Source organism: Rhizobium sp. L9 (assembly GCF_002531885.1).
Classification (GTDB): domain Bacteria; phylum Pseudomonadota; class Alphaproteobacteria; order Rhizobiales; family Rhizobiaceae; genus Rhizobium.
On record NZ_NWSZ01000026.1, the window covers coordinates 86,087 to 111,397 of the forward strand.

15 protein-coding genes and 2 pseudogenes are annotated in these 25,311 nt (G+C 58.0%); 12 read left to right on the top strand and 5 right to left on the bottom strand.

The annotated features are described in order from the left end of the window. Positions 1–59: 59 nt before the first annotated feature. The 4 genes and pseudogenes from CO660_RS24840 to purU form a co-directional block, all read left to right on the top strand. Positions 60–725, top strand: a pseudogene (locus tag CO660_RS24840) (fatty acid desaturase); the annotation flags it as partial. Positions 726–727: 2 nt separating this feature from the next. Continuing rightward, positions 728–1,381, top strand: a pseudogene (locus CO660_RS24845) (FAD-dependent oxidoreductase); the annotation flags it as partial. Between the two features lie 26 nt (positions 1,382–1,407). Continuing rightward, the gene (locus CO660_RS24850; protein WP_176536370.1) at positions 1,408–2,211 is read left to right on the top strand and encodes a 3-methyl-2-oxobutanoate hydroxymethyltransferase; all 804 of its coding nucleotides are present in this window, start codon (positions 1,408–1,410) and stop codon (positions 2,209–2,211) included. A 28-nt stretch (positions 2,212–2,239) separates the two neighbouring features. Beyond that, positions 2,240–3,124, top strand: coding sequence for a formyltetrahydrofolate deformylase (gene purU, locus CO660_RS24855; protein WP_097600971.1), 885 nt, complete (start codon positions 2,240–2,242; stop codon positions 3,122–3,124). Between the two features lie 107 nt (positions 3,125–3,231). On the opposite strand, the gene CO660_RS33415 is transcribed toward purU, so the two are convergent. After that, the gene (locus tag CO660_RS33415; RefSeq protein ID WP_176536371.1) at positions 3,232–3,519 is read right to left on the bottom strand and encodes a hypothetical protein; all 288 of its coding nucleotides are present in this window, start codon (positions 3,517–3,519) and stop codon (positions 3,232–3,234) included. A gap of 824 nt (positions 3,520–4,343) precedes the next feature. Between CO660_RS33415 and CO660_RS24865 the strand changes: the two genes are divergently transcribed. The 3 genes from CO660_RS24865 to CO660_RS24875 are packed head-to-tail and all read left to right on the top strand — an operon-like array spanning position 4,344 to position 9,060. Continuing rightward, on the top strand, positions 4,344–5,327 hold the full coding sequence (locus CO660_RS24865; RefSeq protein ID WP_097600972.1) for an ATP-binding protein: 984 nt from the start codon (positions 4,344–4,346) through the stop codon (positions 5,325–5,327). A gap of 15 nt (positions 5,328–5,342) precedes the next feature. After that, the gene (locus CO660_RS24870) at positions 5,343–7,805 is read left to right on the top strand and encodes a S8 family peptidase (RefSeq protein WP_097600973.1); all 2,463 of its coding nucleotides are present in this window, start codon (positions 5,343–5,345) and stop codon (positions 7,803–7,805) included. A 40-nt stretch (positions 7,806–7,845) separates the two neighbouring features. Further along, on the top strand, positions 7,846–9,060 hold the full coding sequence (locus tag CO660_RS24875; protein ID WP_245421367.1) for a phospholipase D family protein: 1,215 nt from the start codon (positions 7,846–7,848) through the stop codon (positions 9,058–9,060). A 411-nt stretch (positions 9,061–9,471) separates the two neighbouring features. Here CO660_RS24875 and CO660_RS24885 read toward each other — a convergent pair whose 3' ends face one another. Both CO660_RS24885 and CO660_RS24890 read right to left on the bottom strand, forming a co-directional pair. Continuing rightward, positions 9,472–11,277 carry a UvrD-helicase domain-containing protein gene (locus CO660_RS24885; protein WP_210302962.1) on the bottom strand — a complete coding sequence of 602 codons (1,806 nt, stop codon included), beginning with the start codon at positions 11,275–11,277 and terminating at the stop codon, positions 9,472–9,474. After that, the gene (locus CO660_RS24890; RefSeq protein ID WP_097600976.1) at positions 11,277–13,412 is read right to left on the bottom strand and encodes an AAA family ATPase; all 2,136 of its coding nucleotides are present in this window, start codon (positions 13,410–13,412) and stop codon (positions 11,277–11,279) included. Before CO660_RS24890 ends, CO660_RS24885 begins: the two co-directional genes overlap by 1 nt. A gap of 311 nt (positions 13,413–13,723) precedes the next feature. Between CO660_RS24890 and CO660_RS24895 the strand changes: the two genes are divergently transcribed. Beyond that, positions 13,724–14,977 (top strand): hypothetical protein, encoded by a 1,254-nt coding sequence (locus tag CO660_RS24895; RefSeq protein ID WP_097600977.1) that lies wholly within the window; start codon positions 13,724–13,726, stop codon positions 14,975–14,977. A gap of 80 nt (positions 14,978–15,057) precedes the next feature. Here the strand turns inward: CO660_RS24895 and CO660_RS24900 are convergent, their stop codons facing one another. Next, positions 15,058–15,546 (bottom strand): hypothetical protein, encoded by a 489-nt coding sequence (locus tag CO660_RS24900; RefSeq protein WP_097600978.1) that lies wholly within the window; start codon positions 15,544–15,546, stop codon positions 15,058–15,060. Between the two features lie 211 nt (positions 15,547–15,757). Between CO660_RS24900 and CO660_RS33955 the strand changes: the two genes are divergently transcribed. The 4 genes from CO660_RS33955 to CO660_RS24920 all read left to right on the top strand — a co-directional run bounded on the left by CO660_RS33955 (position 15,758) and on the right by CO660_RS24920 (position 24,107). Further along, entirely contained in the window at positions 15,758–16,276 is a 519-nt protein-coding gene (locus tag CO660_RS33955; protein ID WP_245421368.1) for a hypothetical protein, read from the top strand. Between the two features lie 297 nt (positions 16,277–16,573). Then, positions 16,574–18,028 carry a Shedu immune nuclease family protein gene (locus tag CO660_RS24910; RefSeq protein ID WP_097600979.1) on the top strand — a complete coding sequence of 485 codons (1,455 nt, stop codon included), beginning with the start codon at positions 16,574–16,576 and terminating at the stop codon, positions 18,026–18,028. A gap of 62 nt (positions 18,029–18,090) precedes the next feature. Then, a complete protein-coding gene (locus CO660_RS24915) occupies positions 18,091–22,956 on the top strand; it encodes an ATP-binding protein (RefSeq protein ID WP_245421369.1) in 4,866 nt (1,621 codons plus the stop codon). A gap of 185 nt (positions 22,957–23,141) precedes the next feature. After that, complete coding sequence (locus CO660_RS24920; RefSeq protein ID WP_348627655.1) at positions 23,142–24,107, top strand: HNH endonuclease; 966 nt, start codon at positions 23,142–23,144, stop codon at positions 24,105–24,107. Positions 24,108–24,137: 30 nt separating this feature from the next. Here the strand turns inward: CO660_RS24920 and CO660_RS24925 are convergent, their stop codons facing one another. Continuing rightward, positions 24,138–25,286 carry an RHE_PE00001 family protein gene (locus CO660_RS24925; protein WP_097600981.1) on the bottom strand — a complete coding sequence of 383 codons (1,149 nt, stop codon included), beginning with the start codon at positions 25,284–25,286 and terminating at the stop codon, positions 24,138–24,140. Positions 25,287–25,311: the final 25 nt, after the last annotated feature.

Below are 25,311 nucleotides of genomic sequence, written 5' to 3' on the forward strand. Positions count from 1 at the left end.
GCGTTGAGATCGGAGCATGCCTTGCAATATCCTTTGTTCGTCTGACAGGAGACGCGGTGGTGGCAAGAGCAAAGCGACAAAGAGATTACGATCTACTCGGAGAGAGCGGCAGGACGGCGATAGAAAACGGCCTTGCAGCGGCTGAGTGGTATCATACGGAAATTCCGCGCAAGGAGATGAAGGCGCTGATGCAGCGCTCCGATGCGCCGGCCATCCGTGACACGGTCATCTGGCTCGGCAGCATGGTGGTCTTTGCCGGGCTCGGCATCTATTTCTGGGGTTCGTGGATCGCGCTGCCCTTCTTCCTCGCTTATGGCGTGCTCTATGGCTCAGCCTCCGACAGCCGCTGGCACGAATGCGGCCATGGCACCGCCTTCAAGACGCGCTGGATGAACGATGCCGTCTACCAGATCGCCTGCTTCATGATCATGCGCAATCCTGTGACCTGGCGCTGGAGCCATACGCGCCATCACACCGATACAGTCATCGTCGGCCGCGATCCGGAGATCGCCGTCATGCGGCCGCCGGACCTCCTCCGGCTAATCCTCAATTTCGTCGGCATTCTCGACGTCTGGCATGCCGTCGTCGATATGCTGCGCAACGCTTTCGGCGTCATCAGCGCGGCGGAAAAGACCTTTATTCCGGAGATGGAGCAGCCGAAGGCTATCCGCTTCGCCCGTATCTGGCTGGCGATCTATCTGGCGACAATCGCCGTCGCGGTCGCCACCGCCACCGGGCCGAAGGTGTCGATATCCGCTGCGGCGTCTCGATCGAGAGATTGACTGCGGAAAGCGGGAAGGCCGTCGTCAAACTGTCGACTGGCGAGGTGGTAGCGGCCGATCTCGCCGTCGTCGGCATCGGCGCGCGACCGAATGTCGATATCGCCGAAAGGGCGGGGCTTACAATCGAAAACGGCATTGCCGTCGACACTTATCTGCGGACCTCCGCGCCTGATGCTTTTGCCGCCGGCGACTGCTGCTCATTTCCGCTGCCGATCTATGGTGGCCGGCGGGTAAGGCTGGAATCCTGGCGCAATGCCCAGGAGCAGGGCACGCTGGCCGCCGCCAACATGCTCGGCCTCGGCGAACCCGTTTCATCCGTGCCGTGGTTCTGGTCGGATCAATATGACATGACGCTGCAGATAGCGGGCCTCGCCGAAGGGGCGGCTCTGCATCTGCGCCGCGACCTCGGCCCGGACGCCTTCATTCTCTTCCACCTCGACGCCGATCGCCGGTTGATCGCCGCCAGCGGCATCGGACCGGGCAATGCCGTGGCGCGCGACATCAGGCTTGCGGAAATGTTGATCGAAGCTGGCGCCCGTCCAGACCCTGCTGCGCTGACATCAAGCAACATCAAGCTGAAATCCCTGTTGGCCGCCTGAGCCTCCCGATATTTTCAAAGGAATTGATGATGAAAAAACATAAACGTGCAACCGTTGCCGATCTGCTTGCGGAAAAGGGCAGGCGCCAGCTGACCATGCTGCGGGTCACCTCGCTCGAGGAGGCCGAAGCCGCCGAAAAGGCCGGGATCGACATCGTCTCAGTGCCGCCGTCGCTGCTCGGTCCGGTCTTCCGCGAGGTCGCCCCCACTCCCTTTGCCATCCCGGGTCTCGAATATGGCGACCACGTCTCGGCGGAAGATTATCTGCGCGCCGCCTTCGCGGCGCTGAAGGCCGGCGGCGATGCCGTCTATTGCGCCGCTAGCCTGCAGACGATCCGGCGCATGCGCGACGAGGGCATTCCGGTCTGCGGCCATCTCGGGCTGATCCCCTCGAAAGCGACCTGGACAGGCGGCTTCCGCGCCGTCGGCAAGACGGCGGCAAGTGCGGCCGAGATCTGGCGGCAGACCAAGGCGCTGGAAGAGGCCGGTGCTTTCGCCGCCGAAATCGAAGTCGTGCCTGGGGATGTCGCCGCGGCCATCAGCAGCAACACCTCGATGCTGATGATCTCGATGGGCGCGGGCAGCGGCTGCGACGCCCAATATCTCTTCGCCGACGACGTGCTCGGCGCCAACCGCGACCACTATCCGCGCCATGCCAAAGTCTATCGCAACTTCGCCGCCGAACATGATCGGCTGCAGCGCGAGCGCATCGCCGCCTTCAGCGAATTTGCCGAAGATGTGCGCTCTGGAGCCTATCCGGAAAAGCGCCACCTCGTCGGCATCGATACCGAGGAGATGGACACGTTCATCAAACTGATGGATCAAGCCTGAACGAGTCTTGTGAGCGGGGAAGAAGACGATGAAATCCTACTATCTCAGAGTATCTTGCCAATCAACGCGCGGCATCGTTGCCGCAATCTCAAGCTATCTTGCGGCTGCGGGCTGCAACATTTTGGATTCATCGCAGTTCGACGATCTCGACACGGGAAAATTCTTCACGCGCGTCTCGTTCATCTCCGAAGAAGGAGTGACGCAGGACCAGCTTGTCGAGGGTTTCAAACCGATCGCGGAAAAATTCGGCATGGCATCCGAAATCCACGACGCAAAGAGCCGGATGAAGGTTCTGTTGATGGTGTCGCGCTTTGGCCACTGCCTCAACGACCTTCTCTATCGCTGGCGCATCGGTGCCCTGCCGATCGATATTGTCGGGGTGGTATCTAACCATCTCGACTATCAGAAGATCGTCGTCAACCACGACATCCCCTTCCATCACATCCTAGTGACGAAGGAAAACAAGCCGCAGGCAGAGGAGCGAATCAGGGAACTGGTGCTGACGACCGGCACTGATCTGATCGTCCTTGCCCGCTACATGCAGATTCTTTCCGACCGGATGTGCCAGGAGATGTCAGGGCGGATCATAAACATCCACCACTCTTTTTTGCCCAGCTTCAAGGGTGCCAACCCTTACAAGCAGGCCTATGAGCGTGGCGTCAAGCTGATCGGGGCGACAGCGCACTATGTCACGACCGACCTGGATGAGGGCCCAATCATCGAGCAGGATACCGCCCGCATTACCCACGCCCAGAGTGCCGACGACTATGTCTCGATCGGTCGAGATGTCGAGAGTCAAGTACTGGCGCGTGCCGTTCATGCTCACATTCATCATCGGACGTTCATTAATGGAAACCGCACAGTAGTCTTCCCAGCAAGCCCAGGCTCCCACGCCTCTGAAAGGATGGGCTGACATAAAATTATCGATCGGAGACAGGGGAGTTGTGAACGCGGCCGTAGCAGATCTTGAAAAGGATGTAGGGACGAAGACAGAGTTGGCTATTACTTTCGTCCTGCAAGTCACGCTTGCGAGTTAATAAGGTGTGAGGAGACGCAATGGGGCTTCACCTTCGCGTCGAAGACCGGGCCGAACTGCTCCGTGTTGCGGCAGAATCCCGCCCAGGCGATCAGGGGCTCATCCACGACTGAGAACCATGCCCTTGTCTTCTTCCGCGGTTCGCCTTCAGGGTTCGCAAAATGAGTGAGCGGGATCGGGCAGCGGTAGCGCGGCTCGACTACGACATGTTCCCACATTGGGTTCGTCAGATCCGCGATCAGGCCGATGCGACCCGGTGGCTCGCCGCTCAAACGCATTACCTGTGTTTGGCGGGGAAAGCCCCAGGACAATGACCTGAGCACGTGGCGACCATCTTTTTCGATGACGACCAGACCCTGCGTGCCCTCGATCGTCTCAGTGGGGCGCTGATCTCAACCGGAACGTCGGTGTCAAAGTGCGCGGCAATCTCGTTGACCGTTCGAACCACTGCAAAAAGCCTCGACATGGGCTTGCCTCGCTGGTAACTGCCGACACATACCACAAGAACATAAAGAGAACAAATGATTTGCAATGCCGTCTGATTTTCGCCTAAAGAATCAGGCTACGGGCTGATCTGGCCCGAATGCGTATGAAGGAGCTTATCGCCAGCAGGACTCTCGAGATCGTTGCCGAGGCCAAAGTCAATACGCAAAGCACCGGCCGCTCGTGAATGTATATCTTTCAAACGGCCAGGAAGTTGGAAAGACCCTGCTAAAGGAAGGGTTTGCGCGACCATGGCTCCCGCAAGAACATGTGGATTGGTGCAGTTGATGGATGAAACTGTCCCAGTGGCCATTGTTTGTCCCCACCGACACCGAGTTGAAATGAGGAGCCCCGCGCACACGGGGAAAACTAGCCAGCTCGGGAACCTACGCTTGGCGAAGGCTTTGTTAGCGCGGAAGCAACGACGCATCCGCAAGAGTCAACCATACATTAAGTGCTTCGTGTGAGAGTGGATATGACGAAATAAAAACCTAGGTGGGAATCTGTGGACAGGTAGATTTCGACAGCGCAGCTTGCGAAATATCCGACACTTTGGGAAGGAGACACGCTAATGTGTCCCGCGAAGTAACCGATGAATGATTAGATCCAGAACATGACGACTGCCCAGCACATCGTTGCCTTGCTGAGAAGCCACATAGACGGGGATGAAACGCGCTTTCTCTCGGTGGCCACGCAGCTTGCTGCTCACGAGGCGCGCCAGGGCCACGGAAAAGTCGCTCAAGAGCTGCGAGAGCTGATCGATGCAGCGCGCGGGAAGACCGCGACGGTTGCACGTGTCGGCGCCGGTCCGGTGCCAATTGCGCAACCGAAAGGGGAATTGAGCAAACTTCTTGCCGCTCGGTTTTCGGACACCAGGCTTGCTGACATGGTTTTGTCCGATGAACTGCGCAACCGCATTGGAAGAGTGATTGCCGAGCAGCGCAATCAGGAAAGGTTGCTTGCGCATGGCCTAACGCCCCGTCGCAAACTGCTTCTCGTCGGTCCGCCCGGCTCTGGCAAAACCATGACGGCCGCCGCAATCGCACACGAGCTGAAACTACCGCTATTCACAGTGCTTTACGATGGCTTGATCGGCAAACTGATGGGAGAGACGGCTTCGAGACTGAGATTGGTTTTCGACGCCGTCGCTGCACAAAGAGGCGTTTATTTCTTTGACGAGTTCGACGCGATTGGATCGCAGCGCTCCGGTCAGAACGACGTCGGTGAAATCCGTCGCGTCCTCAACTCCTTCCTTCAGTTTATCGAAAACGATCATGGACACAGTCTGATAATCGCTGCGACCAACCATCCGGAACTTCTCGACAAGGCGATTTTCCGAAGGTTCGATGACGTAGTCACCTACGAATTGCCGGACGAGCGCATCACGCGAGGGATTCTCGAGACCCATTTGTCCCGCTTCAAGCCGAAGAAACTCAACTGGTCGTCCATACTGGACGCAGCAAAGGGCTTGAGCCAGGCGGAGATCGCAAGGGCGGCCGACGAGGCCGCGAAGATCGCAATCTTGAACGAATTGCCGACTGTCGAGACCTCTACGTTGCTCGGCGCTCTGTCGGAGCGGCATCATTCGATGCGTTAAGGCGGTCACGAGCCCATGGCCAGACCGCCTCGCAATAAATCGCACTTGTTCATAGATGGCGGAGGCCAGGGCGAGCCCTATACCTCTCCTCGTACCGTGATTTCCGGCCTGCCCCCTGCGCGAACGCGGGCACAACACGCAGCAAAACTCGCTCAGTCCTTGGCGACCGCAGTTCTGGACGCGCAGGCGTTTAAGGCCGGCCGGCAAGCCGGCGTTGCTGAAGGTGAAGAGGGATTTTACTTCCAGTTTGAGATACCCGCGACAGAACGGGGTGCAGTCGATGGCCTAGAAAATAAGCCTGCGGGCATAGAACTCGTCGCAGTCCCGCAAGCTGTTGAGGGTGAGGCCAATATCACCGCAACCGTGTTCGTTCCCGAGAGGTCGCTCGAATTCTACAGCAACAAGGTCATCGCCTATCGCGATGAAGAAACCAAAACCGGGCGCCCCAAGAACGAGAATTTGATTGCACGGCTGGAAGACGTTCGTCTCGCCATGGTTCGGTCACTCTTCACGGATGCGCCAGGCTTGTATCCGCAGCCCAACGTAACTGCCTGGTGGGAAGTGTGGATCAGAGATGGAAAGCTGACATCGTTCAGGACAGTTGCCGGCCGTTTGAACATTCCCCTCAAGGATTACGCGATCCGCTTTCCTGAACGCGATGTCGTGCTCGCCCGTGGTACGGAAGGTGATCTTGCCCGCCTCCTGGCCAATTCCGACGCCGTTGCCGAACTCCGACTTGCCAAGGACAGCCCATCGACTTTCCTCGATATGGGAGCAGCCGAACAGGTGGAATGGGCGGAGGATCTGGTAGATCGCCTGGTTGCGCCCGATGAACTCGCCCCCGCGGTGTGCCTGCTCGACAGCGGCGCCAACAGGCAACATCCCCTAATTTCGCCTGCGCTGCCTGCGGAACATCAATATGCTTATGATGACACCTGGGGGGTCGGCGACAGTAGTTTTTGGAATGGTCATGGGACATCGATGTCTGGCGTTGCCCTCTATGGCGATCTTCATCAAGCGCTGGCGCAGCAGGGCGACGTCGAATTGCCTTACTGGCTCGAAACGGTAAAAATCCTTCCCCCCAATGCTGGCAACGATCCGCTCCTTTATGGGGCGATCACGGAAAGGGCAGTGACCAAGCCCGAGGAAGGCGCACCGCACCGCAAGCGCGTATTTTGCCTGGCCGTGACCAGTGAGATCGGACTTGCGCGTGGCCGCCCGTCATCTTGGTCCGCTGCGGTCGATCAGCTGACCTATGGTGGTGGGGCTCTGCAAAGGCTTTTTGTCATCGCAGCCGGCAATCTTCGTGGCGATATCCTTGCCGCAGACTATCCTGACCGAAATGATCTGGAGGAAGCAGAAAGCCCGGCGCAGTCTTGGAACGCTTTAGTCGTAGGCGCCTACACCGACAAGATCAACATCATCGATCCAGCTTTTGGGCACTGGTCCGCCGTCGCTCCAGCAGGGGACCTGTCCCCCTCCAGCCGAACGTCTGGCATTTGGGATCGGCAATGGCCGATCAGACCTGATGTAGTCTTTGAGGGTGGAAACTTCGCGCACGATGGCGTGAATCCAAGCTCACACGTGGATGATCTGCAACTGCTGACGACTTACTATCGGCCGAATATCAGAATGTTCGACACATTTGGTGATACAAGCGCCGCTGCGGCGTTGGGCGCGAACCTGTGCGCAAACATCATCGCCGCTCGCCCAACCCTTTGGCCGGAGACAGTCAGAGGCCTCGCCATCCACTCGGCAGAATGGACGCCAGCAATGCAGGCGCATTTTGACGGGGCCGGCAACCAGGCCATGAAGATGGCAATGCTGCGCCGATATGGGTGGGGCGCCCCCGATCTTGCACGTGCACTTCGTAGCGCGGCCGACGACGCGACCTTGGTGGTCGAGGATGTTCTACTTCCCTTCAAGAAGGAGAACTCCACGATCAAGACGCGAAGTATGAACCTACACGCGCTCCCGTGGCCACGCGACGAACTTCTGGAGCTTGGGGCTGCGGATGTAGAGCTGCGCGTCACGCTGTCGTATTTCGTTGAGCCGAACCCGGGCGAGCGTGGATGGACACGCCGACACCGCTACTCCTCGCATTCGTTGCGGTTTGCGGTGAAGCGTTCGCTCGAGAGCCTGCAGCAATTTCGATTGCGGATAAACAGGGCGGCTGAGGCCGAGGAAGAGGGAGCCGTTGGCGCTGCGGCGGGCGGTGATGGCTGGTATTTGGGAACGACACGGGACCGTGGCTCGGTTCACTCGGATGTCTGGCGCGGAAGTGCGGCAGCACTTGCCGAGCGCGATGCAATCGGCGTGTTTCCCGTGAGCGGATGGTGGAAGGAAAAACCCGGCTTGCAACGATGGGATCGTGCGGCCCGATACGCGCTTATCGTTTCGATCAGAGCGCCAGGCTCGAATATCGACATTTACACGGCTATCGAGAACAAACTGCAGGTCGAGATTCCGGCCGCATAATCCAAATCGCAGGGTCGCTTGCGCGCAGGAAGGATTGCCCTTGCCCTTCGAACTGGTGGATTCCGGATGGTCGGACGAACTGGATGCCGGTATGCGGGAGAGACCCGAAACGGTGTTGATCGTGTGCCCGTTCATCAAGAGGCGGACCGTAGAGCGCCTGATTTTCGCGCATCGCCCCAATGATCTTCGTGTCATAACTCGCTTCGACCTCAACGCCTTCAACGCAGGCGTAAGCGATCTCGATGCTCTGGATCTTCTTGTCCAAAGCGGCGCGAAAATCCGCGGGGTCGTCGGCGTCCATTCCAAAATGTATATCTTCGGCGACAAGCGGGCGATCGTGACAAGCGCGAATCTCACTGAGGCCGCCATGTTTCAGAACAAGGAGTTCGGCTTCGTCGCTGATGACCCCTTTATCGCCGCCCAGTGCCAGAGTTATTTCGAACGCTTATGGGCCAGCACCAGGCACGATCTATCGCAAGCCGACATCGAGCAATGGCGCCAGATACTCGCCCCCTACCGTGTCGGGACGAGAGACAGTCTTTCTCTGCCCGACTTCGGAGAGACCGTAAATTCGACATCACCGTTCGTACTGGAGCCTCCGACCGATGCGCCGGTGCAGTCTTTCGTCAAATTCTTTGGAAGAGCGGACAACCGCGCGTCGCTATCTATGGGGATCGACGAGGAGGTTATTCGCTCCGGTTCGCATTGGGCTTGCACGTACCCGAGTGGGAAGCGGCCACGCCAGGTTCGAGACGGGGCGATTATGTTCATGGCTCGTATGGTACAGGCCCGGAGCGACTACATTATCTACGGCCGCGCCATTGGCAGGGAACACAGACCAATTCTGGATGACGCCACACCAGCCGACGTGTTGGCGAGAGCCTGGAAAGAGAATTGGCCTCACTACGTTCGCGTCCACGATCCGGTCTTTATCAACGGACCGCTCTCGGCAGGAGTGTCCATGGTCGACATGATGACCGAACTCGGCCCGGATTCATTTGCACCAACGCAACGCAATCTGAATTCCGGCAGCGGAGGCAATCTCAATCCGAGGCGCGCCATCATGAGAAAACCGCATATGGAGCTTACGCCACAGGCCTATAAGTGGATATTCGATCGGCTTGAGAAGTCGCTGATGCGTTATGGTGCGCTGGATCTCACCAATCCGCGTTTTGACCTTCCGGTAGAGCAAGAGAACGCCCGTGATGCGGTTGCGAAAACCGCACAGCTTTCAGTGCGGTCTCCAGAGGAGTAGAAAATGGATATTCCGCACGTCTCTCGTCAGCCACCCGAGATCGGTAGCCGGGTGAAAATCTACTTTGATCGCAAGTCAGGTGATCTCATCTTTGAGAGCACTGAGGGACAGCGTAGCAGGGATTTCATGGGCGTTTGCATCAGTGACGCAGTTTTCGACCCGGAGCCCTCCGCGAGGGGAAGCAACCGCTGTTTCGCGACGGGAGATTTTCTTGCTGTCCCAGGCTCACGCGAAAGTCGAGATATCGAGTCGGAAATCCGTGCGCGAGGCAGGTCACATCTTGAATTTTACTGGTGGCGTGACCATACGTGGCCTCTTCGGAAGGCGCGCCTGGCGTTCATTGCGAAGCCTCACGGTGGCTTCCCCACCTCCATGGTCGTTGACGGAGACGTCTGACAGGTGCACCGGCGCCTAATCCATGGCTTCGACCAAGTCATAGCCGAAAACGTGCTCGGCGAGAATATTGGTCGTCTCGTAGGGCTCGCCTATCCCATTGACGCAGCCGACCTCGGCTATCAAATGGAGGTTCTTTCTTGGCCGCGACGCAATCACATAAAGGAGCTTCTTGGCGCTATCGAGCGCATTCGGGTCGGCGAAGTGCGGAACCATACCCTCGAGCAGTGCGAATGCAATCACGCAGTCAAATTCAGCGCCCTTGACACCGTGAATAGTGGAGATTGTAATTCCGGACCGCGTTGCGAATACGCGCCTGAACATGGCGATATTGGATACCGCTTGTACGCCCGCGTTTTCGAGTCGTTCAATTTGCACCCTCGAACGATCGAAGAATGCAGTGCGATGATCGCCAAGTGATGGGAACAGGGCGATGTCGATTCCGAGTACCAGCAGCAGTTCGTCGAAAAACAGATCCAAATACTCCAGACCATCATCAACCAGGATCTCAATCTGATTGCAGTGGCGCAAAAGATCGCGTCGGGACGTTTTCGAAATGTCCACGCCTACAGATCGAAAATGCTCAAGAACCTCACCGGCCCAGCGCATACGGCGAATGAACATTTGAGGTTCAGGCCGTGTCAGTGCGAGCCGGGAGACCTTAAACCAGATATTGTCTTGGTCTCGCGAAAACGGCGCCATGCCGGGACCATCAAAGCTGTATTCGGGCAGCGCGGCAACGAGGCGCCTCGTTAACGCAGCCAGCTGCACCCATTGCGGTCCAACAACGCAGATTTCGCGCGGCGAAATTCCAAGGGTTTCGATATTGTAGCGTATGAGCCGAACGATCTCATCATCCAGTTCTTGGTGATTGATCTCCTGGTCGAAGGAGATCAAACTTTCGTACTCGCGGTCATTGCCGACAGCCTCGACCACCGCGGGGACGACACAGTAATTGGAGAAATACCCAACTATCTTCTCCGAGGATCGGTAGTTGTTGGAGAGACTTTTATCTGCAAGCTCGATCCCGGCACGCGCTGCGAACTCCAGCCGCGTCATCGCATAGCCACCAAGGGATCCATAGATCGCTTGATTGGGATCTCCGACGATGAACGCTCTGGTGTTCCCTGCGGACGCCCCGAGAATGGCAGCGATGATGGCGTACTGGATCTCTTTCGTATCCTGATATTCGTCGACAAGGATATGCCGGAACAAAGATCCGAGCAGCACGGAAATCGAAGGATTACCGGCGATCAAATCGTGAGCGCTGCTCAGGATCATCTCAAAGTCCACCTGCCGGTGATCACGAAGGCGATCCCAATAGCGTTGCAGCACGGCTGCGGCTGCCGCGCGCCGGTTCGGGTTCGCCCCCTCCAGCTCGAAGCCGGCGGTCGTGAAGTAGTATTTGCAGTCCAAAGGCCGGACGTAGTTTGGCGATTGCTCGCAGAGTTCAGCTAGAACGTCGTCTGTTTCATGCTGGTCTATCACGCGAAACCCGTTGGCAAGGCTGTCGTGATAAATTGCGTAGGGTCTGATTATCCAGTCGAGACAAAATGAATGTATCGTGCCGATCCAAAGCCGGTCGGTCGAGACACCAAGCCTCTCAATACGCTCCGCAATTTCCTCGGCAGCACGATGGGTGTAAGTGATGGCGACGACCCAGTGCCGCTCACTCTCCAGTTTCGAGAGCTCGAGGGCGATTTTGTAGGTCAGAGCTCTCGTTTTGCCGCTTCCCGGACATGCGGCCAGGAAGACATTCCCGTCATGAAGAACAGCGTCCGTCTGTTCTTCATTGAGATCGCCATTCTGCCATACAAACACCATCAGGCATGTCCCATGACATCGATGATGACGTCGCCGGCGATGGACGCAATCAACGCCTCGCGGAGCGGCCCGATTTCGAGCTGCGCCACCCGGAAAGACTTTACCTGCTCCCTGAGCTGCGCAAGTTGCGCGTCTGCGATCACCGCCGGGTCCTGATGGAACTTCAGGCGGTGCTCGATCATATTCGCAAGAACAGCACGGCCAATTGGCCGATGGGCGGAAAAGAGCGCTTCAACGAGATAATCCGGGATTCGCGTCGAGGCGGATACCTGCTTTGCCATCTGGATTGCGAGCCATCCCTTCCCGGCGTATTCCGCCATGGCGAGGATCCGTCGGCCAAATACCGCTGGATCGTTGGACCGTAGTTCCGCGCTTGCCGCAACGATGGTGGGATTGTCCTTATAGACCGAGTTCAGCACCGAAACAGCAAGTTCTGAGTTTCCTGCTGCGACGAAGTCGACTTCGAACGTTCGCGGAGCATAATGAACGGAGATCCAGTCGTTCCCCTCCTTGAATACCGTCAAACGCGCTCGACGAGCAATCCCGGCCGCCTGGGCGCCGATTGCCTTCTCTTTCGCATTCTTCAAAGCCTTCGTGTCACCTTCGACCGGCTCTGTATTGAAGAACGTCGCATCGAGATCCGTGACGATCGCACATCGCCGTCTTATTCTGAGGTCATGGAAGAGCACCGCGACATTCTCAAATCCGGTGCTGCGGATGTTGATCAGGCTTACGCCCAATTCATCCAAGCTCACCCCGAGAACTTCCTTGACCAGGACAGGCACGAGGATTTCTTCCGCATCGCCTTCGACAAGGATCACACTCTTGGCAAATAGGAGATTGCTTCTGACAGCGTCGAGATAACGTTGGATGCTTCTGACTTCTGGTTCAATGAGACCCGCACTTGGACGAAAGGATTCGCAGCGGGAACCGTTTCGACCGAGGATGTTGACATTCTCGACGTTGCTGACCTCCGAAATCTGGGTCGAATGGGTGGAGTAAATCACCTGAGTATCGGGGTAACTCAGCCGGTCGAATAAAGTCTTTTGTATGTGCGTGTGGATATGCGCTTCGGGCTCCTCGATAACCAGAAAGTTTGCACATGCCTGTTTGGCCTTCTGGTATTTAAACTCGAGGAGCTTCAGCGTCAGATAGATCAGATTGGCGCCACCAAGGCTCAATTCGTTGATCGTTCCCTCATAATCATCGTCCGTTTCACCGACAAAGAGTTTCAACGACTGGAACAGCCGATCGGCCTCGTCAGGAACCGCTGACCTTACCGCCAGGCTCGCGGGAGAATACGTTTCGCCAGCCGCATCGCGGATTGTCTGCCGGATGTCAGCTCGAATTTCGCCGACATCCGGAAGTGCTTCGATCTCCGTGTTGAGCGCTTTCACGCGTTCGGTAATCGGCACCAATACGGCGGGATCGATTTCGCCGCTCTTGCTGCGCAATAATGTCAGCAACGGATTGGTCCGCTGACCCTGGAACTCGCTCACCACGTCCCGCAACGCTTGTACGAAGGTGAAGCAGACTTCTTTGCTGACGGACATGATGCCCGGAATCCTGCCCCCAAGGCTAGCTGGATGAAGCTCCTCCGGAAACTCCACCGCAGCAAAGTCACCGACCAACGCCTGATAGGTGGCGGGATCGGAGAAGTCGGCGGTGCTCTTTCCTGTGAAGATGGTCTCGTAATCGTCAAGCGTGATCGTGGTCAAAATTGCCGCGAGGCCGACGTGATCTCCCTCGGCGAGCTGGCTGAGCCGGGTTCGCGTTGCCGCATTCGGTCGAAATATCAAATTATAGGTGGCTCTCGCGACTGCTTCGTCTTCGATAACCCCGGTTCCATGAAGAAAGAGCGCCTGAATCGCTTCGTCTTGCGACACTTCCGCAAATTCAATGCTGATGATGATCCAATGGCCCCGCCAGTTGCCAAGGCCCCGATGGAAATCGGCCTCTTCGAGGCGATAGGCCCAGCGGAGGAAATCGTCGTCGAGCGTAAGTCGCATCGCGCGGAACAAGTTCGTCTTTCCTGAACCATTCTCGCCGATGATTGTGTTGATGCCTTTGTTAAAATGGAAGTTGGCGCGCTCGAAGTTACGATAGTTTACCAACTGAACGCGGGAGATATGCATCGTGGATCCCTCAAAGACTCGTGGCTCCGCGAACATACCCGCAAAAAGAGAGAAAAACATCGCTCTGCGCCTATGACGGCGTCTACCCCACAGGCTTCGTTGCTAAGGGAACAGAATGATCTGCTGCGAGGCTCAATTTCGTCTCAGTAGAAATACGGCGGGACCGTAAGCAACACTGACAACGAGCTCCGCCTCGGCAGCAGTCCCATCACGGCCGTGGGGCATGGCCATGTCACGTAAAGCCAACTACAAATTCCAGGTCCGTTCAATATTCGACTCTCCACGTCGACGTTAAAGGAGCAGGAAGTTTAATGCCCAAGCAGTGCATTATCTGCGATAAGGTTGCGGGATCCCGCGAACATATCTTTCCTGCCGCTCTGGGCGGACGGCGAACAAACAAACAGATTTACTGTGGTCCTCACAACAATGGATTCGGCCCGCTCGCGAGCATAATTGCCCAGCAGCTCAAGCCAATCAACGCGCTTCTTGCGGTGCGGCCGGACCGCGCCGACAAAGCCGAGCCATTTGTTTACGAAACTGAGACAGGTGAACAGTTGCGCCTTTTTGCGGGATCTGTGCAACGAACCGATGGTGCCTCAAGTCAGAATGGAGCGATGAGGATCCAGCTAGCGCTTGGGGGACCTGAGGGGCTGCGTGCTATCGCATACATCGCCTTGACTTTTTTCGCCCATTATTTTCAGGACTTCGCACGCCTGAGCCAACTTGCGCTTGTCAAGGATTTCGTCCTCGGAGCGGAGCCTAACAATTATGTCTGGTGGGAGTCAGCCGAGGCGACGGAAAAGCTCCCGGCCAACCCATTCAATTTCGGTCATACAATTCAACTGATCACCAATGGTGAAACGCAGGAAGCAGCGGCGGTCGTCAGCCTGTTTCAAGCGCTAACGTTTGGGGTAGCGCTTGGGACACTAGTCGACATGCCCTCGAGAACCGTGACCGTGTTTATTGATCCTCACGCCGACCATCCGCCGGACGACATATATGTCGAGACTGCGGAAGAAGTCGCAGCCATCCTTAGAAAACCGGAACCGCTTCAAGCCCATCTCCACCAAACTATTTTTGGTGGACAGGGTCAGGTCGCTCTCAGCTCTCTGTTCCAGAAAATCGAACGGTGGAAATTCGATCGGGATATGGAGCCGATCAAGCACCGTATCGCCGCAGTATCATTGGATCATGGAAAGCTCACCGCCGAAGTTGAACAGATTGTGGGCGAAGAAGCCGGCCGCGTGCTGCGACTGGCTCGCTATGTCGTTGACGATTTGAGCGCTCGTGAGGGCGACAAGGCCCACATGAAGCCAGTCATCGCGCTCCTCGAGGCGCAGATTGCCGAGGACAAGAGCCGGCAGTCGGGGCTGTCCGTATTGGCTGAAGGTGCGATCGGCCTGGCGGCGATTGAACTGGTTTTGGCGCTAGTAGAAGAACTGAAGACAACACCTGTCGATCTCGACCTTCTTTGGAAATACTTCAGTTCCGGTCACGGGGCTTGGGTTGTCGGACGAGCATTGTTTCGACCCTTATCGGAAGCACTGAAGTTGCAGATACCATGACGCATGCTGCCGTTGTTGTGGAACCGGACGGCAAAAGAACTCCCATCAAAGGCGGTGAAATTACGGCCGGCTTGGAGAGTTCATGCCGTGGTGTACAGCTCTTTGATCAAACCGGTAACGAGGTCAAAGGTTGCTAGAAACATCGCTGGGTTCAGGACTGTGTCGCTCCCGTGCGCGAACATGTTGCGCATGGGAGCGACATATTTGATGTCGGAGGTAATTAGGTTCCGTGCCTTGGCCAGCTTCAGCAGTTCAGACATCATCATGGTACGACCAGTCTTTGGATTTGCAACTGGAACGCCGAGGCCGCTCAAGCGCTCACGTAAGGCCAACTCCAAGCAGGGAAACGCCTGTGCAGCCGCAATCGTGAGCAGATCGTAGGAGAAATAAGAGTAGATATAGGCATGACAGATCGCGTCATGCACCCGTCGGATGGAATCGGGGACGACGCGTGGCAGTTCGAGCTTTTCCATGTCGGCATGAAGATCAAAGAGAGTAGCTCCGATGAATCCGCCGCCGCCCGAGAAATATGGATCGGCGGCCGTCAGGCTGTCGGGCGCTTTAATCATCAGAAAATTCCAATCTCAGCTTTGCAACCATAAAAGCAAAATTGATGATAATGAGGAAGTGGTCGATGATAAACCAAATGATACATTTCGAAGACCTGTTGAGGCGATGTCCCTAAATCATTCCCCAAATCATTCTCAGTTATGCGCGTGTTCCAAAGGTGATCACCGTTTTGTCCGCGATGGGAACTGTCTGGCGTGCCAGGGCAGCGGCTTGCGCGATCTGGTTCGGGAAAAGGTTATCAAGCTTAACAGCGTCGCTAGACGACCAACCATCGAAGAATTCCTAGCCTTTGACGGTGCTCATTGTCGAAATATCTACAGGGCCCTTCCTGACGATTGGCAATGCCCAGGGTGCCTTCGGACGAAATACCAAGTGTTGAGGTGGACGACCTTATTTCCACACATTCCCTCTGCACGTCGGCCGGGCTGGGCGGGGGGCTATCACACGCATCATGATCATGCCGGCGACAGGTATCGATGGATGATACCGCCGAGCTGGTTCTCGCCAAGATTCGAACCGACCGTGATATGCGAGCAGTGCAATTCGGCAGACGCGTCCGCTAAGCGAAAACTGAATCTGCCAAAGGATTTCTCGTTCACGCCTTTTGAGATCCGCCAGTTCGTGATCGCCCACGCGCATGGCAAACATTTGATTGACTATCGGGTCGCACAAGCAATTTTCGATGCCGTAGCGACATTAGGTGAAGCAAACGCATTTGCCATGAAATGACTGAACTCCAGCCCGGGAAGATCGGTTTCGAAGCGACGGTTTGAAGATCAGCCCGAGGCCCGTCGCGGTGTCACGCTTCCCTACGTGGCTTCGATCCCGAAGGCTTCGTCGAAAGGTTGGCGGCAGGCGCTTTCCCGCCGTTGCCGCGGTGCCGCCTAAACTTTGGCCGGACGGAGATTGCAGTGCATTTTAGCGCAACAATGAGTTCGCTCATACAATATCTGTACCAATCCCCTTAATTCGAGTGTAGGTTGTGCTGCTCTCCCCCAACGCATTCTCCGTATTAGCAGGATCACTATGGCAACTTTCGGCCCGCATTTTGGCGACGACGAGCGAGGAACTTTGCCCCTTCTGAAAAAGGGAAACGGCCTCGTCGAAGTGTTGTTCACTCCATCGGAACGGCGGCTTAAGATTGCGGACTATACTGAGATAAATACAACCCAAGTGCTTTTGCGCTTCGATGCGGCAAAGCACATAACCACGTTATTCCCGATTAACACTATGCCGGAATCCAAAGATTTCCTGATGCCAAAATATGATCCTATCGTGTCGATCGAGCTGGTTGAGGACGAAGATTTCTTTGATGATTTCAGCAATTTCCGCACCAGAGAGGATGTCGAAGCCTACCTTGCCGAAGGCATGCCGAGAGGTTTCGTCAAAGACCCGAATTACGGCCTTGGCCTAGATCGCAAGCTTTCGTTTATTCTGAATGCTATAAGGCAAGTAGAAGGCGTGACAAACCTGCGGGTCACCGACAAGCGCGAGCTGGACGTCGCGGTGACCAACGGCGGCGCGACCTACGAGATCGGTTATACGCTGCTCGATGAGTTGCGCCGGAATGCAAACCGCTTCGAGGCTAAGGCACAGGATTCGGCGCGAAGGAAGAAGCTGCAGGCTGCATACACCAACCTCCTGACTCGTCTTGACCGCGAGAAATTCCCGGTAAGGATTTTCGACCGCGCCCCCGACGACATCGCCGACGTGATCGGCAATACGATCACGGATTCCAAACTCTCGGAAAATGACCGGGCGGCTGTAGTCAATATGGCCGCGGCGTCGGTGCGCACCTCGATGAAGTCGCAGCGCGTCGGCCTGGTCAAGCTTCACGACGAGATCGAGCTGGCCTTGCTCGATGAACTGATCGCTCGTATGGAAGAGCGGTTCGCCGAAAGAACGGGCGAGCTGCAATGGCAGAAACTCCTCGAGGCCAACCCGTTCATCCTCGACACGGCGTTCAACGTGCCGGTCCTGCTCGTGCAGGGCCAGGCGCATGTGGGCGGACAAGTGCTGAACGGCTCCGGCGAAAAGATCGCCGACTTCCTGTTCACCAACAAGCTCACTGACAGCATCGCCGTGCTCGAGATCAAGACGCCTGGCACGGAGCTGATCGGCAAGAGGGAATATCGTGGCGGCGTTTACACCGCATCGGCAGAGCTGGTCGGCGCCGTGGCGCAGGTGCTAGATCAGATCGACAAGTTGCGCAGCAATATCTATCGGCTTCAGTCGGAGAACCGGCCGATCGCGCTTGAGGTCTACGGCATCAAGGGGATGATTCTGGCGGGCACGATTCCGGAAGGTCCGCGAAAGCGTGCCTTCGAGCTGTATCGAGCCAGTCTCGCCGGCGTCACCGTCATGACATTCGATGAGCTGCTGTTGAAGCTGAAATCCCTTCGTGACCTTTTGGGCGGAAAAGCCGATGTCGGCCTCAGCAAGAAACCAAAACCCGCAAGTGAATTCGAGGATCTGTCTTGATGGCCGCTCGCAGAACAGCACGAACGTCAAGGCCGGCCGGAGGACGCGCGACCGAAGGAGGCATGGATTTTCAGGCCGAGGTCGGCACATGGCTCGCGGCGCATATACTGGCCCGTGTTCCGGTCGGCGGCCGCTTTGGACTAGCTAATGTGGCGCTTCCGGCCAACCTGCGTCTGGAGACTGGAGAAGGCCTCGATGACATCGAGCTCGGACAGGATGACGATACCCGGATCGACTTTCAGAGCAAGACCAGCGCCGGCCTTACGCAGGATACTGAAAGCCCTCTCGGCAAAACCATCGCACAACTTGTCAGCACCATGGTCGAAGCGCGTACAACAGGTGTTGCTGTTGACGTGGCGCAGTATCGGGCCATCCTTGCGGTAGGAGCCGGTGCGCCCCGTACGCTCGAGAATCTCGAGAAAGGCTGCCGGGCCTTCGATACCGGTGGCACCTGGGCGACAGTGAAGTCGCAGCGCAGCCAGGTTGAAGCCGATGCGCTGGATCTCTTCGAGACCCACGCACGTGCTGCCTGTGTGGATCTTTCCGTCGCCCCTCCAAGCGACGACGAGCTGGTCACGATGGCCCGGCTGTTCAAGATCGTCCGATTCTCAATGGACGAGGGCGAAGATAATTGGCGCGAGGCTTCACGCGTGCTCGGAACACGTGTCTATGGCTCGGAGACTGCCGGCGACGCCCCCCTGCGAGACCTCAAAACCATTGTCCGAGACCTCATTGGCAGCGGTGCGCCGGCGGACCGCGAAGGGCTATTGCGAGCGCTCCGCGCGCTAGGACACAACGACATCGGGGCTCCCGGCTATGATGCCGATCTCGCTCGCGTGTCCGCGGTTACCGAGGCAGAACTTACCCGGCTGGCTGCCCATACGTGCCTGCCGATCGCGGGCGGGATACCGATTCACCGTCAAAGCGACGGCCCGATGGCGGCGGCGATCGCGACAGGTTCGCTGATCGTGATCGGCGAGCCCGGCGCGGGGAAGACCGGAGCCCTCGTGGCGCTGGCACAAGGGCTCCGTGCCGCCGGCGAGACGGTCGTGTTTCTCTCGGTCGATCGCTTCCCAGGCGTTGCGATTGCTGCCGATCTTCAATCCGAGCTTCAGCTCGCTCGACCGTTGGCCGAGGTGCTGGCCGCGGCGCCCGGAGCGGGTCGAAAACTGCTCATCATCGACGCGCTCGATGCGGCGCGCGGCGGCCCTGCCGAAGCCGTATTCGCGCAGCTAATCGAGACAATGGCTGCACAGGATACGCCCTGGACGATCGCAGCGTCTATCCGCACGTTCGATCTCAGAAATGGACGGCGTTTTCGCGACGCACTCCCCGGCTTCCCGCCCGATCCGGCATTCGCCGATCCGACGCTGCGCAATGTCCGCCATTTCAACGTTCCGCGGCTCAGCGATGCCGATCTCGACCAGGCCGCGGCGGCTGCGGCTGGGCTAGGCAGCTTGCTTGACGCGGCACCTGAGCGGTTGCGCGACCTGCTGCGCAATATCTTCAACCTTTCGCTCGCCGCGCAACTTCTTACCGATGGCGCCAGCCCGGAGAGTATCCGGACGGTCTCGACCCAATCAGATCTGATCGATGCTTACGAGGATCGGCGGCTTGATACCCAACCGCTTTACCGTGCAGTGAGTGCAACGGTCGATGCCATGGTGCGCCGCCGGCGCCTGACAATTCGCAAAGTATTCATCGAGCACGATAGTGTCGATCAGGTTGTCGCCTCCGGAGTCCTCACCGAAACCCGCGGTATGGTCAGCTTTTCGCACCATGTGCTCTTCGACCATGTCGCTGGCAGGTTCTTTCTGGAATGGGAGGACCCGCGAAGCCTTATCGCACAGCTTGGCGGCGACAGCTCCATCGCGTTGATGCTCGCACCCGCACTGCGTTTCGCCATCGAGCGACTTTGGCGTGAGGACACTGAGGGCAAACGCGCGGTGTGGCGGCTGGTCGCAGATATCTATGCCAGCGCGACGGTCGATCCCGTGCTCGCCAATGTCGCCCTACGCACCGCGATCGAGCGTGTTAGATCCCTCTCCGATGTCGCTGGTCTCATCGAACTCATCACGGCACGCGCGGGTGACGCGTCGACGGCGACGATGGTGTCGCGGCTGGCGCGTTTCGTCGGGCTCGCCGTCCCCAACGACGCAGGTAATTTTCCACGCGACGAAGCGCTCGCCTGGTTACATGTGGCCGATGCTGCCATAGCCACAGGCATTCGCGGCTTGTCCGACGCCACGCGCCTTTTGCTGCTAATGCTGTTCGAACGGGACGAGCTCTCTGATCCCGCGCTGCTTGCTGTCTTCGGCAGGGCCGCACGGGCGCTTCTGGCGCTCGCCTGGGAGGCCGACCCGCCGATGCCAATCACGGCCACCAATGCAATCCGCTGTGTGGGCAAGAGCTTCGCCTCCGATCCGGCTGCCTCGCGTGCCCTCCTGGACCGGATTTTGCGCGATCCGAGGTTTTCGGCTCATGCTGATGAGGAAGCTCCTTGGCTTGCCGAACAGATCGTGTCGATCGCCCAATCAGACGGGGAGTTCGCAATTGAGATTTACCGCATGCTGTATATGCGTGACATAACCGATGAGAGTGTGTCGCATTTCGGAGGGCAACCAAGCCGTATTCTGACGCTCTCGTCCAATCGGCGCCAGGACTACCAGCACTGCCGATTCTATCTCGCCAACCATCTGCGTGAGCTTCTGGAGTTCTCGCCGCGGCTCGGCACCCGCCTCGTGATCGAGGCGGCACTCGGGAGCATCGATCGGGGCACGCCTTACGGAGAAGAGCGAGAACAGGTGAGCGTCGCGGAGAATATCTCCTTCGATCTTCTCGGTAACGATTATGCCTTCAACGCCTGGGATGAGCCGGGGCAGAGCCGCGGAGATCCAGAAGACAATCCATTGGCGCAATACGTATCCTTCCTACGAGCCTGTTCGCCGGCGGAATACCTTGAAAGCATTGAGGCAGCCGCATCCGGTTATTCCAGCCCGGCGGTGTGGGCGCGCTTGCTCGGCGTGGGAGCGGAACGTATCGGCGATGTGGCAGGCGAGCTATGGCCCTATGCTGTCAACACGACGGTCCTTGCCCACCAAGGCACGCTCCGTGATGCCGTTCGCTTTATCGCCGCAGCATATCCGACCCGACCCATCGAGCTGCGCAGGGCGTTCGAGACGGAAGCTTTGCGTGCGGATCTCTTCACGGATGGACGCCGACAGCGCTGGTGGCGCAACGCATTGAGCCGCTTCCTTTCACTGGTCGATGAGACGGCGATCGCAACGGATGCCGTGCGCAATCTGCGCACGGAGCTTGCCGATGCGAGCGAACTTAACGGCAATGAGCCGTTCTTTTCGATGACCATCACTCGCGGTTCCGGGCACGGAATTACGCGCAGCATCCTCGCCCGTGACGGCGTCAATGTGGACGAAGGCCCAGACGCGCAGATGCTCATCCAGTCGGACGCCCTGTACGAACTCTTGGGCAACACGCCTCCGCCGGGCGACGCAGCCACGCTTGCTGCTTTGTGGGCGGAGACGGAAGCGACGATCGCAATGTACGATGCCAATGCCGCTGTCCTGCATGAGAAAACGCAACAGCCGGTTTGGGGCCATATCAGCAATGCCGTCGAGCGGATCGCCGGCAGCAGCGCTTATACGCAAGACGCCGACGGGCTACCTGCGATAGACACGCTTTTGGCCTTGCTTCGTCGCCTTTGGGCAAGCCCGTTTCCCGAACTCCGTGAATCGGGAAATTCGGCTCTTAGCTGGGGCAACTGGGAGGTCCGGATCTACGCGGCCGAAGCGTATGTGGGCCTGGCGGACAGATTCGGCGAGGACTATCCGGAAATCGTGAGCATGTTCGATGCCGTTCTGACTGACCCGATTCCATCGGTCCGCCTGCAGGTTGCCCAACATCTTCAGGTGCTGAGCCGCATTGCTCCGGAGCGTATGTGGTTGCTCGCAGAGCGGGTTGCTCGCGACGAGCCGCATTTTGAGGTGGTTGCATCGTTCCTGAGCAATGTCCTGTACCGCTTCACGTGGCACGATGTAGAACGTTGTGAATCGATCATCGAGATCGCCCTTGAGCGGCGAAATTCCTTCGAGCGGCAGAGCGAGTCGGCGCGCGACAGCCTTTCCGATACACTCGGTGGGCTTGCTGCGCAGCTCTGGGTGCAGCAGGACCGGCCGAAGGCCTTGGGCTGGCTGAACGACTGGACGAGAGACCCTACGTCGTGCAGAAGCCTGCTCATGGCCTTTCTCTCGCCGCTTCGCGAGGCGTTTTTTGCACGATATGCCTCGGGCGATGAGCACGACCCCGCGCTCTCTGACCGAGCACAGCAGGCAGCTATGCTGATCCTTGAGGCATGCTCGGCCGCGGCAGTTCAAAGCCACACCGCAGTGATGATCGAGCGCGTCGACGGCGCCGATCGAGAGGCCGGGATTGCGACCTATCGCGCGGCTGAAGACGTCATCCATCATCTCGTCAATCAGCTCTATTTCGGATCCGGCGCATATACCGAGCGAGGACAGCCCAATGGCGGTCTCGTGAGCGTCGACGCGATGGAGCGGTTCCTACGCGACTATCGATCGATGCTGAACCTCATCGCGAATTCCTACGAGCCCTCCACGCAGCATCATTTGATTGAGCTTTATGAATATCTCATCCCCGGCGATCCAGCAGGCGTCTTCGATGGGTTGCACAGCCTCCTGCTCGGCGCAGGAAAGCGAGAGGGTTATCATCATGAGAGCTTGGCTACTGGGGTTATAGTCCGAATCATCACACGCTACATCGCCGATCATCGCTCTCTATTTGAGGATGACGCCCGCCGCGCAGCGCTTGTCGAGATCCTTCGACTTTTCTCCGACGCAGGATGGCCCGACGCACTCAGGTTGCTCTACGACTTACCAGAGCTACTTCGGTAGTCTGACAGCGCGTCCGGTCGCTTTCCTTTCCGAGCGTCCGATCCTGGAAAACCCGCGAGCAGCCGCCAGCCTCTCAGGGACCGTCGGTCGAGAGCCTGAGATCGACATGCGCGGCCGAGCTACTTATAGACTTTGCAGGAACCAGGAATTTCATAGTTACGAATTTCGTTTGCCCGGAGCGATCGATGCCGACAAGTGGCCCAGGTATTACCGATATAAAACTTCTATTTGCCAGATCTGGCAACCGTTGTGCATTTCCTAAGTGCAGCGCACCTATGGCGCTCGACGACACACTCGTTGGCGAGGTGTGCCACATCAAGGGTGCTCGTCCAGGAAGTGCGCGGTTCGACCCTAACCAAGCGGCATCTCATCGCCATCATCGTGACAACCTGATCTTGATGTGCCCGACACATCATACCGTGATCGACGACGATGAGGATTCATATACGGTGGAGCGCCTGTTCCAACTGAAACGTGAACATGAGGCGAGCGCGACAACCATCCCCGAGGACGAGATTTCGCGTATTGCGGTTTCGCTCCAACAAAACGTCTCCTCTGTTGGTCAGACGGGCGGTTTGTCAGCGCATACGGTGCACGCCAAAACCATCACATTGAACACTGCACCACCACCTGGCAGCCCGCTCAACGAGCGTCAGATTCAAGCCGTCGAGAACCTGTGGCAGATTTTGCGGCGGCTTTCATCCGAGTTCAGCATGGTCGTATTCGTCGACACGATCCTCCTCCCCCAAGAGATGAACGCGTACTTCACTGGCGCAGACGATATGCCTCTGATGGACTCGATCCTCGAATTTCGAAATCCTCAGATCGCGATCGCGAAAATGGCAAATGCGGGCGGCAATGAGGCGGCGAAAGAGCGCCCTTTCGTGAGCCAAAGGCTCTGGTCCATATATTTCGTCATACAGGCGGTGTATGGGCGGACCGCTCTGCTTCTCACGAACTCGTTCAAAGAGGGACAGTACAAAAATTGGCGAAGCGACAATGGTTGCGATCAACTCCTTCGTGCGATTCTGCCCGGCCATACGGTCGAACATCTGAAAGCGATGGAGGCTGCCGGACTCCGCTCCGCAGTGGACTATTTGGAGGACCATTTCTTGACCGAGGCCGGGATGCGGAAGGCTCAGTCGGCATGATGGTGTCAACCAATGAGGATGCAGGTAGCGCTAAAGCACTCCCCACGCCCGAAACCTACCCCTCCCTGTCATCTCGCGCAGCCCCAACTCCAGAACGATCCGCCGCGCCGCCTGCGGCGTCACCTTGAGGGTCTTCACGACCATGCCGGCCGACACCAGCGGTTTCGCCATTACCAGCTCGACCAGTTCCGGCAGTTTTGAAGACGTCCGGCGCCCCTCCAGTTTCCGATCCATCATCGCTTTTGCCAACGCCAGCCGGTCGTGCTCCTTCAGCCCAATCTCGGCGGCCGCGATCAGACCGTGGGCGATGGCGAGCAGCCGGGTTTCACGATCACGATGGCGGCGCCGATCGACGGAGATGGTTTTCAGGCCGAGATTGACGGTGGCCAGATGCGCCGCCGTGGTGACGCCGGTCTGGCGCAGGTTCGACGCAGCCAACAGCCGGCCGAGCCAGGGCGCATGCTGCAGCACGGACAAATCGTTCCAGGCATCGAGGGCGATGATGGCCTGCAGCACCGCCGGCAAGTCCTGGGACTGCCGCAACATGCCGCGCCATTCCTCCAGCCGCTCGTCCTCATCCCAGTCGAGATCGTAGACCAGCGGATCCTTTTCGGCAGCCGGGCTGCCTGCGGCACGGCCTGGACGCTTCGCGTCTTCGATCGCAGCTTCGGAGCGGGCGAGCAGCGCGTCGATGGCGGAATAATCGACATCGGGGAGGCCCACACGATTGTCGCCGTCCGCCCCCTCCCCTCCTTCGCCCGCGTCGCCACGCGGGTCGGCCTGGCTGCTCGGCACGGTGCCATCCGACGCCCCCGTGGACGCCTGCCCGCGTAAACTCCGCAGGCCGTCAGCGGACAATGCCCAGCCGGCCGGCTGCGTGGCGATGCGCCGACGGGTGCGCAAGACGTCACGGGCGATTGTCAGCTCATGGGTTGGTGTGCGAATATCTTTCGTGGCGTCGTGGAGGACGAGATCCTCGAGATGGACGAGCTCGCCGTCGATCCACAGCGAGGCGCAGGAATCGGCGAAATGGGCTCGTTCGATCCAGCCCTGGCCGACCGGCGAGCGGGCGATCCGCTCGTCGAGCCGCGCCAGCGCGATCCCCGCTTCAAAAGCAGGGCCCATCAGTAACTGGAGCAGATCTGGTGGCAGAAGGGATTCCTGTTTTTTGTGAATCATGATTCACTTCCTTTATGACGAAGCG

Excerpts from the sequence above, each read along its gene's own strand:
- CO660_RS24850 (WP_176536370.1), top strand. The coding sequence starts at position 1,408 with ATGATGAAAAAACATAAACGTGCAACCGTTGCCGATCTGCTTGCGGAA.
- purU (WP_097600971.1), top strand. The coding sequence starts at position 2,240 with ATGAAATCCTACTATCTCAGAGTATCTTGCCAATCAACGCGCGGCATC.
- CO660_RS24865 (WP_097600972.1), top strand. The coding sequence starts at position 4,344 with ATGACGACTGCCCAGCACATCGTTGCCTTGCTGAGAAGCCACATAGAC.
- CO660_RS24870 (WP_097600973.1), top strand. The coding sequence starts at position 5,343 with ATGGCCAGACCGCCTCGCAATAAATCGCACTTGTTCATAGATGGCGGA.
- CO660_RS24885 (WP_210302962.1), bottom strand. The coding sequence starts at position 11,277 with ATGGTGTTTGTATGGCAGAATGGCGATCTCAATGAAGAACAGACGGAC.
- CO660_RS24890 (WP_097600976.1), bottom strand. The coding sequence starts at position 13,412 with ATGCATATCTCCCGCGTTCAGTTGGTAAACTATCGTAACTTCGAGCGC.
- CO660_RS24895 (WP_097600977.1), top strand. The coding sequence starts at position 13,724 with ATGCCCAAGCAGTGCATTATCTGCGATAAGGTTGCGGGATCCCGCGAA.
- CO660_RS24900 (WP_097600978.1), bottom strand. The coding sequence starts at position 15,546 with ATGATTAAAGCGCCCGACAGCCTGACGGCCGCCGATCCATATTTCTCG.
- CO660_RS24910 (WP_097600979.1), top strand. The coding sequence starts at position 16,574 with ATGGCAACTTTCGGCCCGCATTTTGGCGACGACGAGCGAGGAACTTTG.
- CO660_RS24915 (WP_245421369.1), top strand. The coding sequence starts at position 18,091 with ATGGATTTTCAGGCCGAGGTCGGCACATGGCTCGCGGCGCATATACTG.
- CO660_RS24920 (WP_348627655.1), top strand. The coding sequence starts at position 23,142 with ATGCCGACAAGTGGCCCAGGTATTACCGATATAAAACTTCTATTTGCC.
- CO660_RS24925 (WP_097600981.1), bottom strand. The coding sequence starts at position 25,286 with ATGATTCACAAAAAACAGGAATCCCTTCTGCCACCAGATCTGCTCCAG.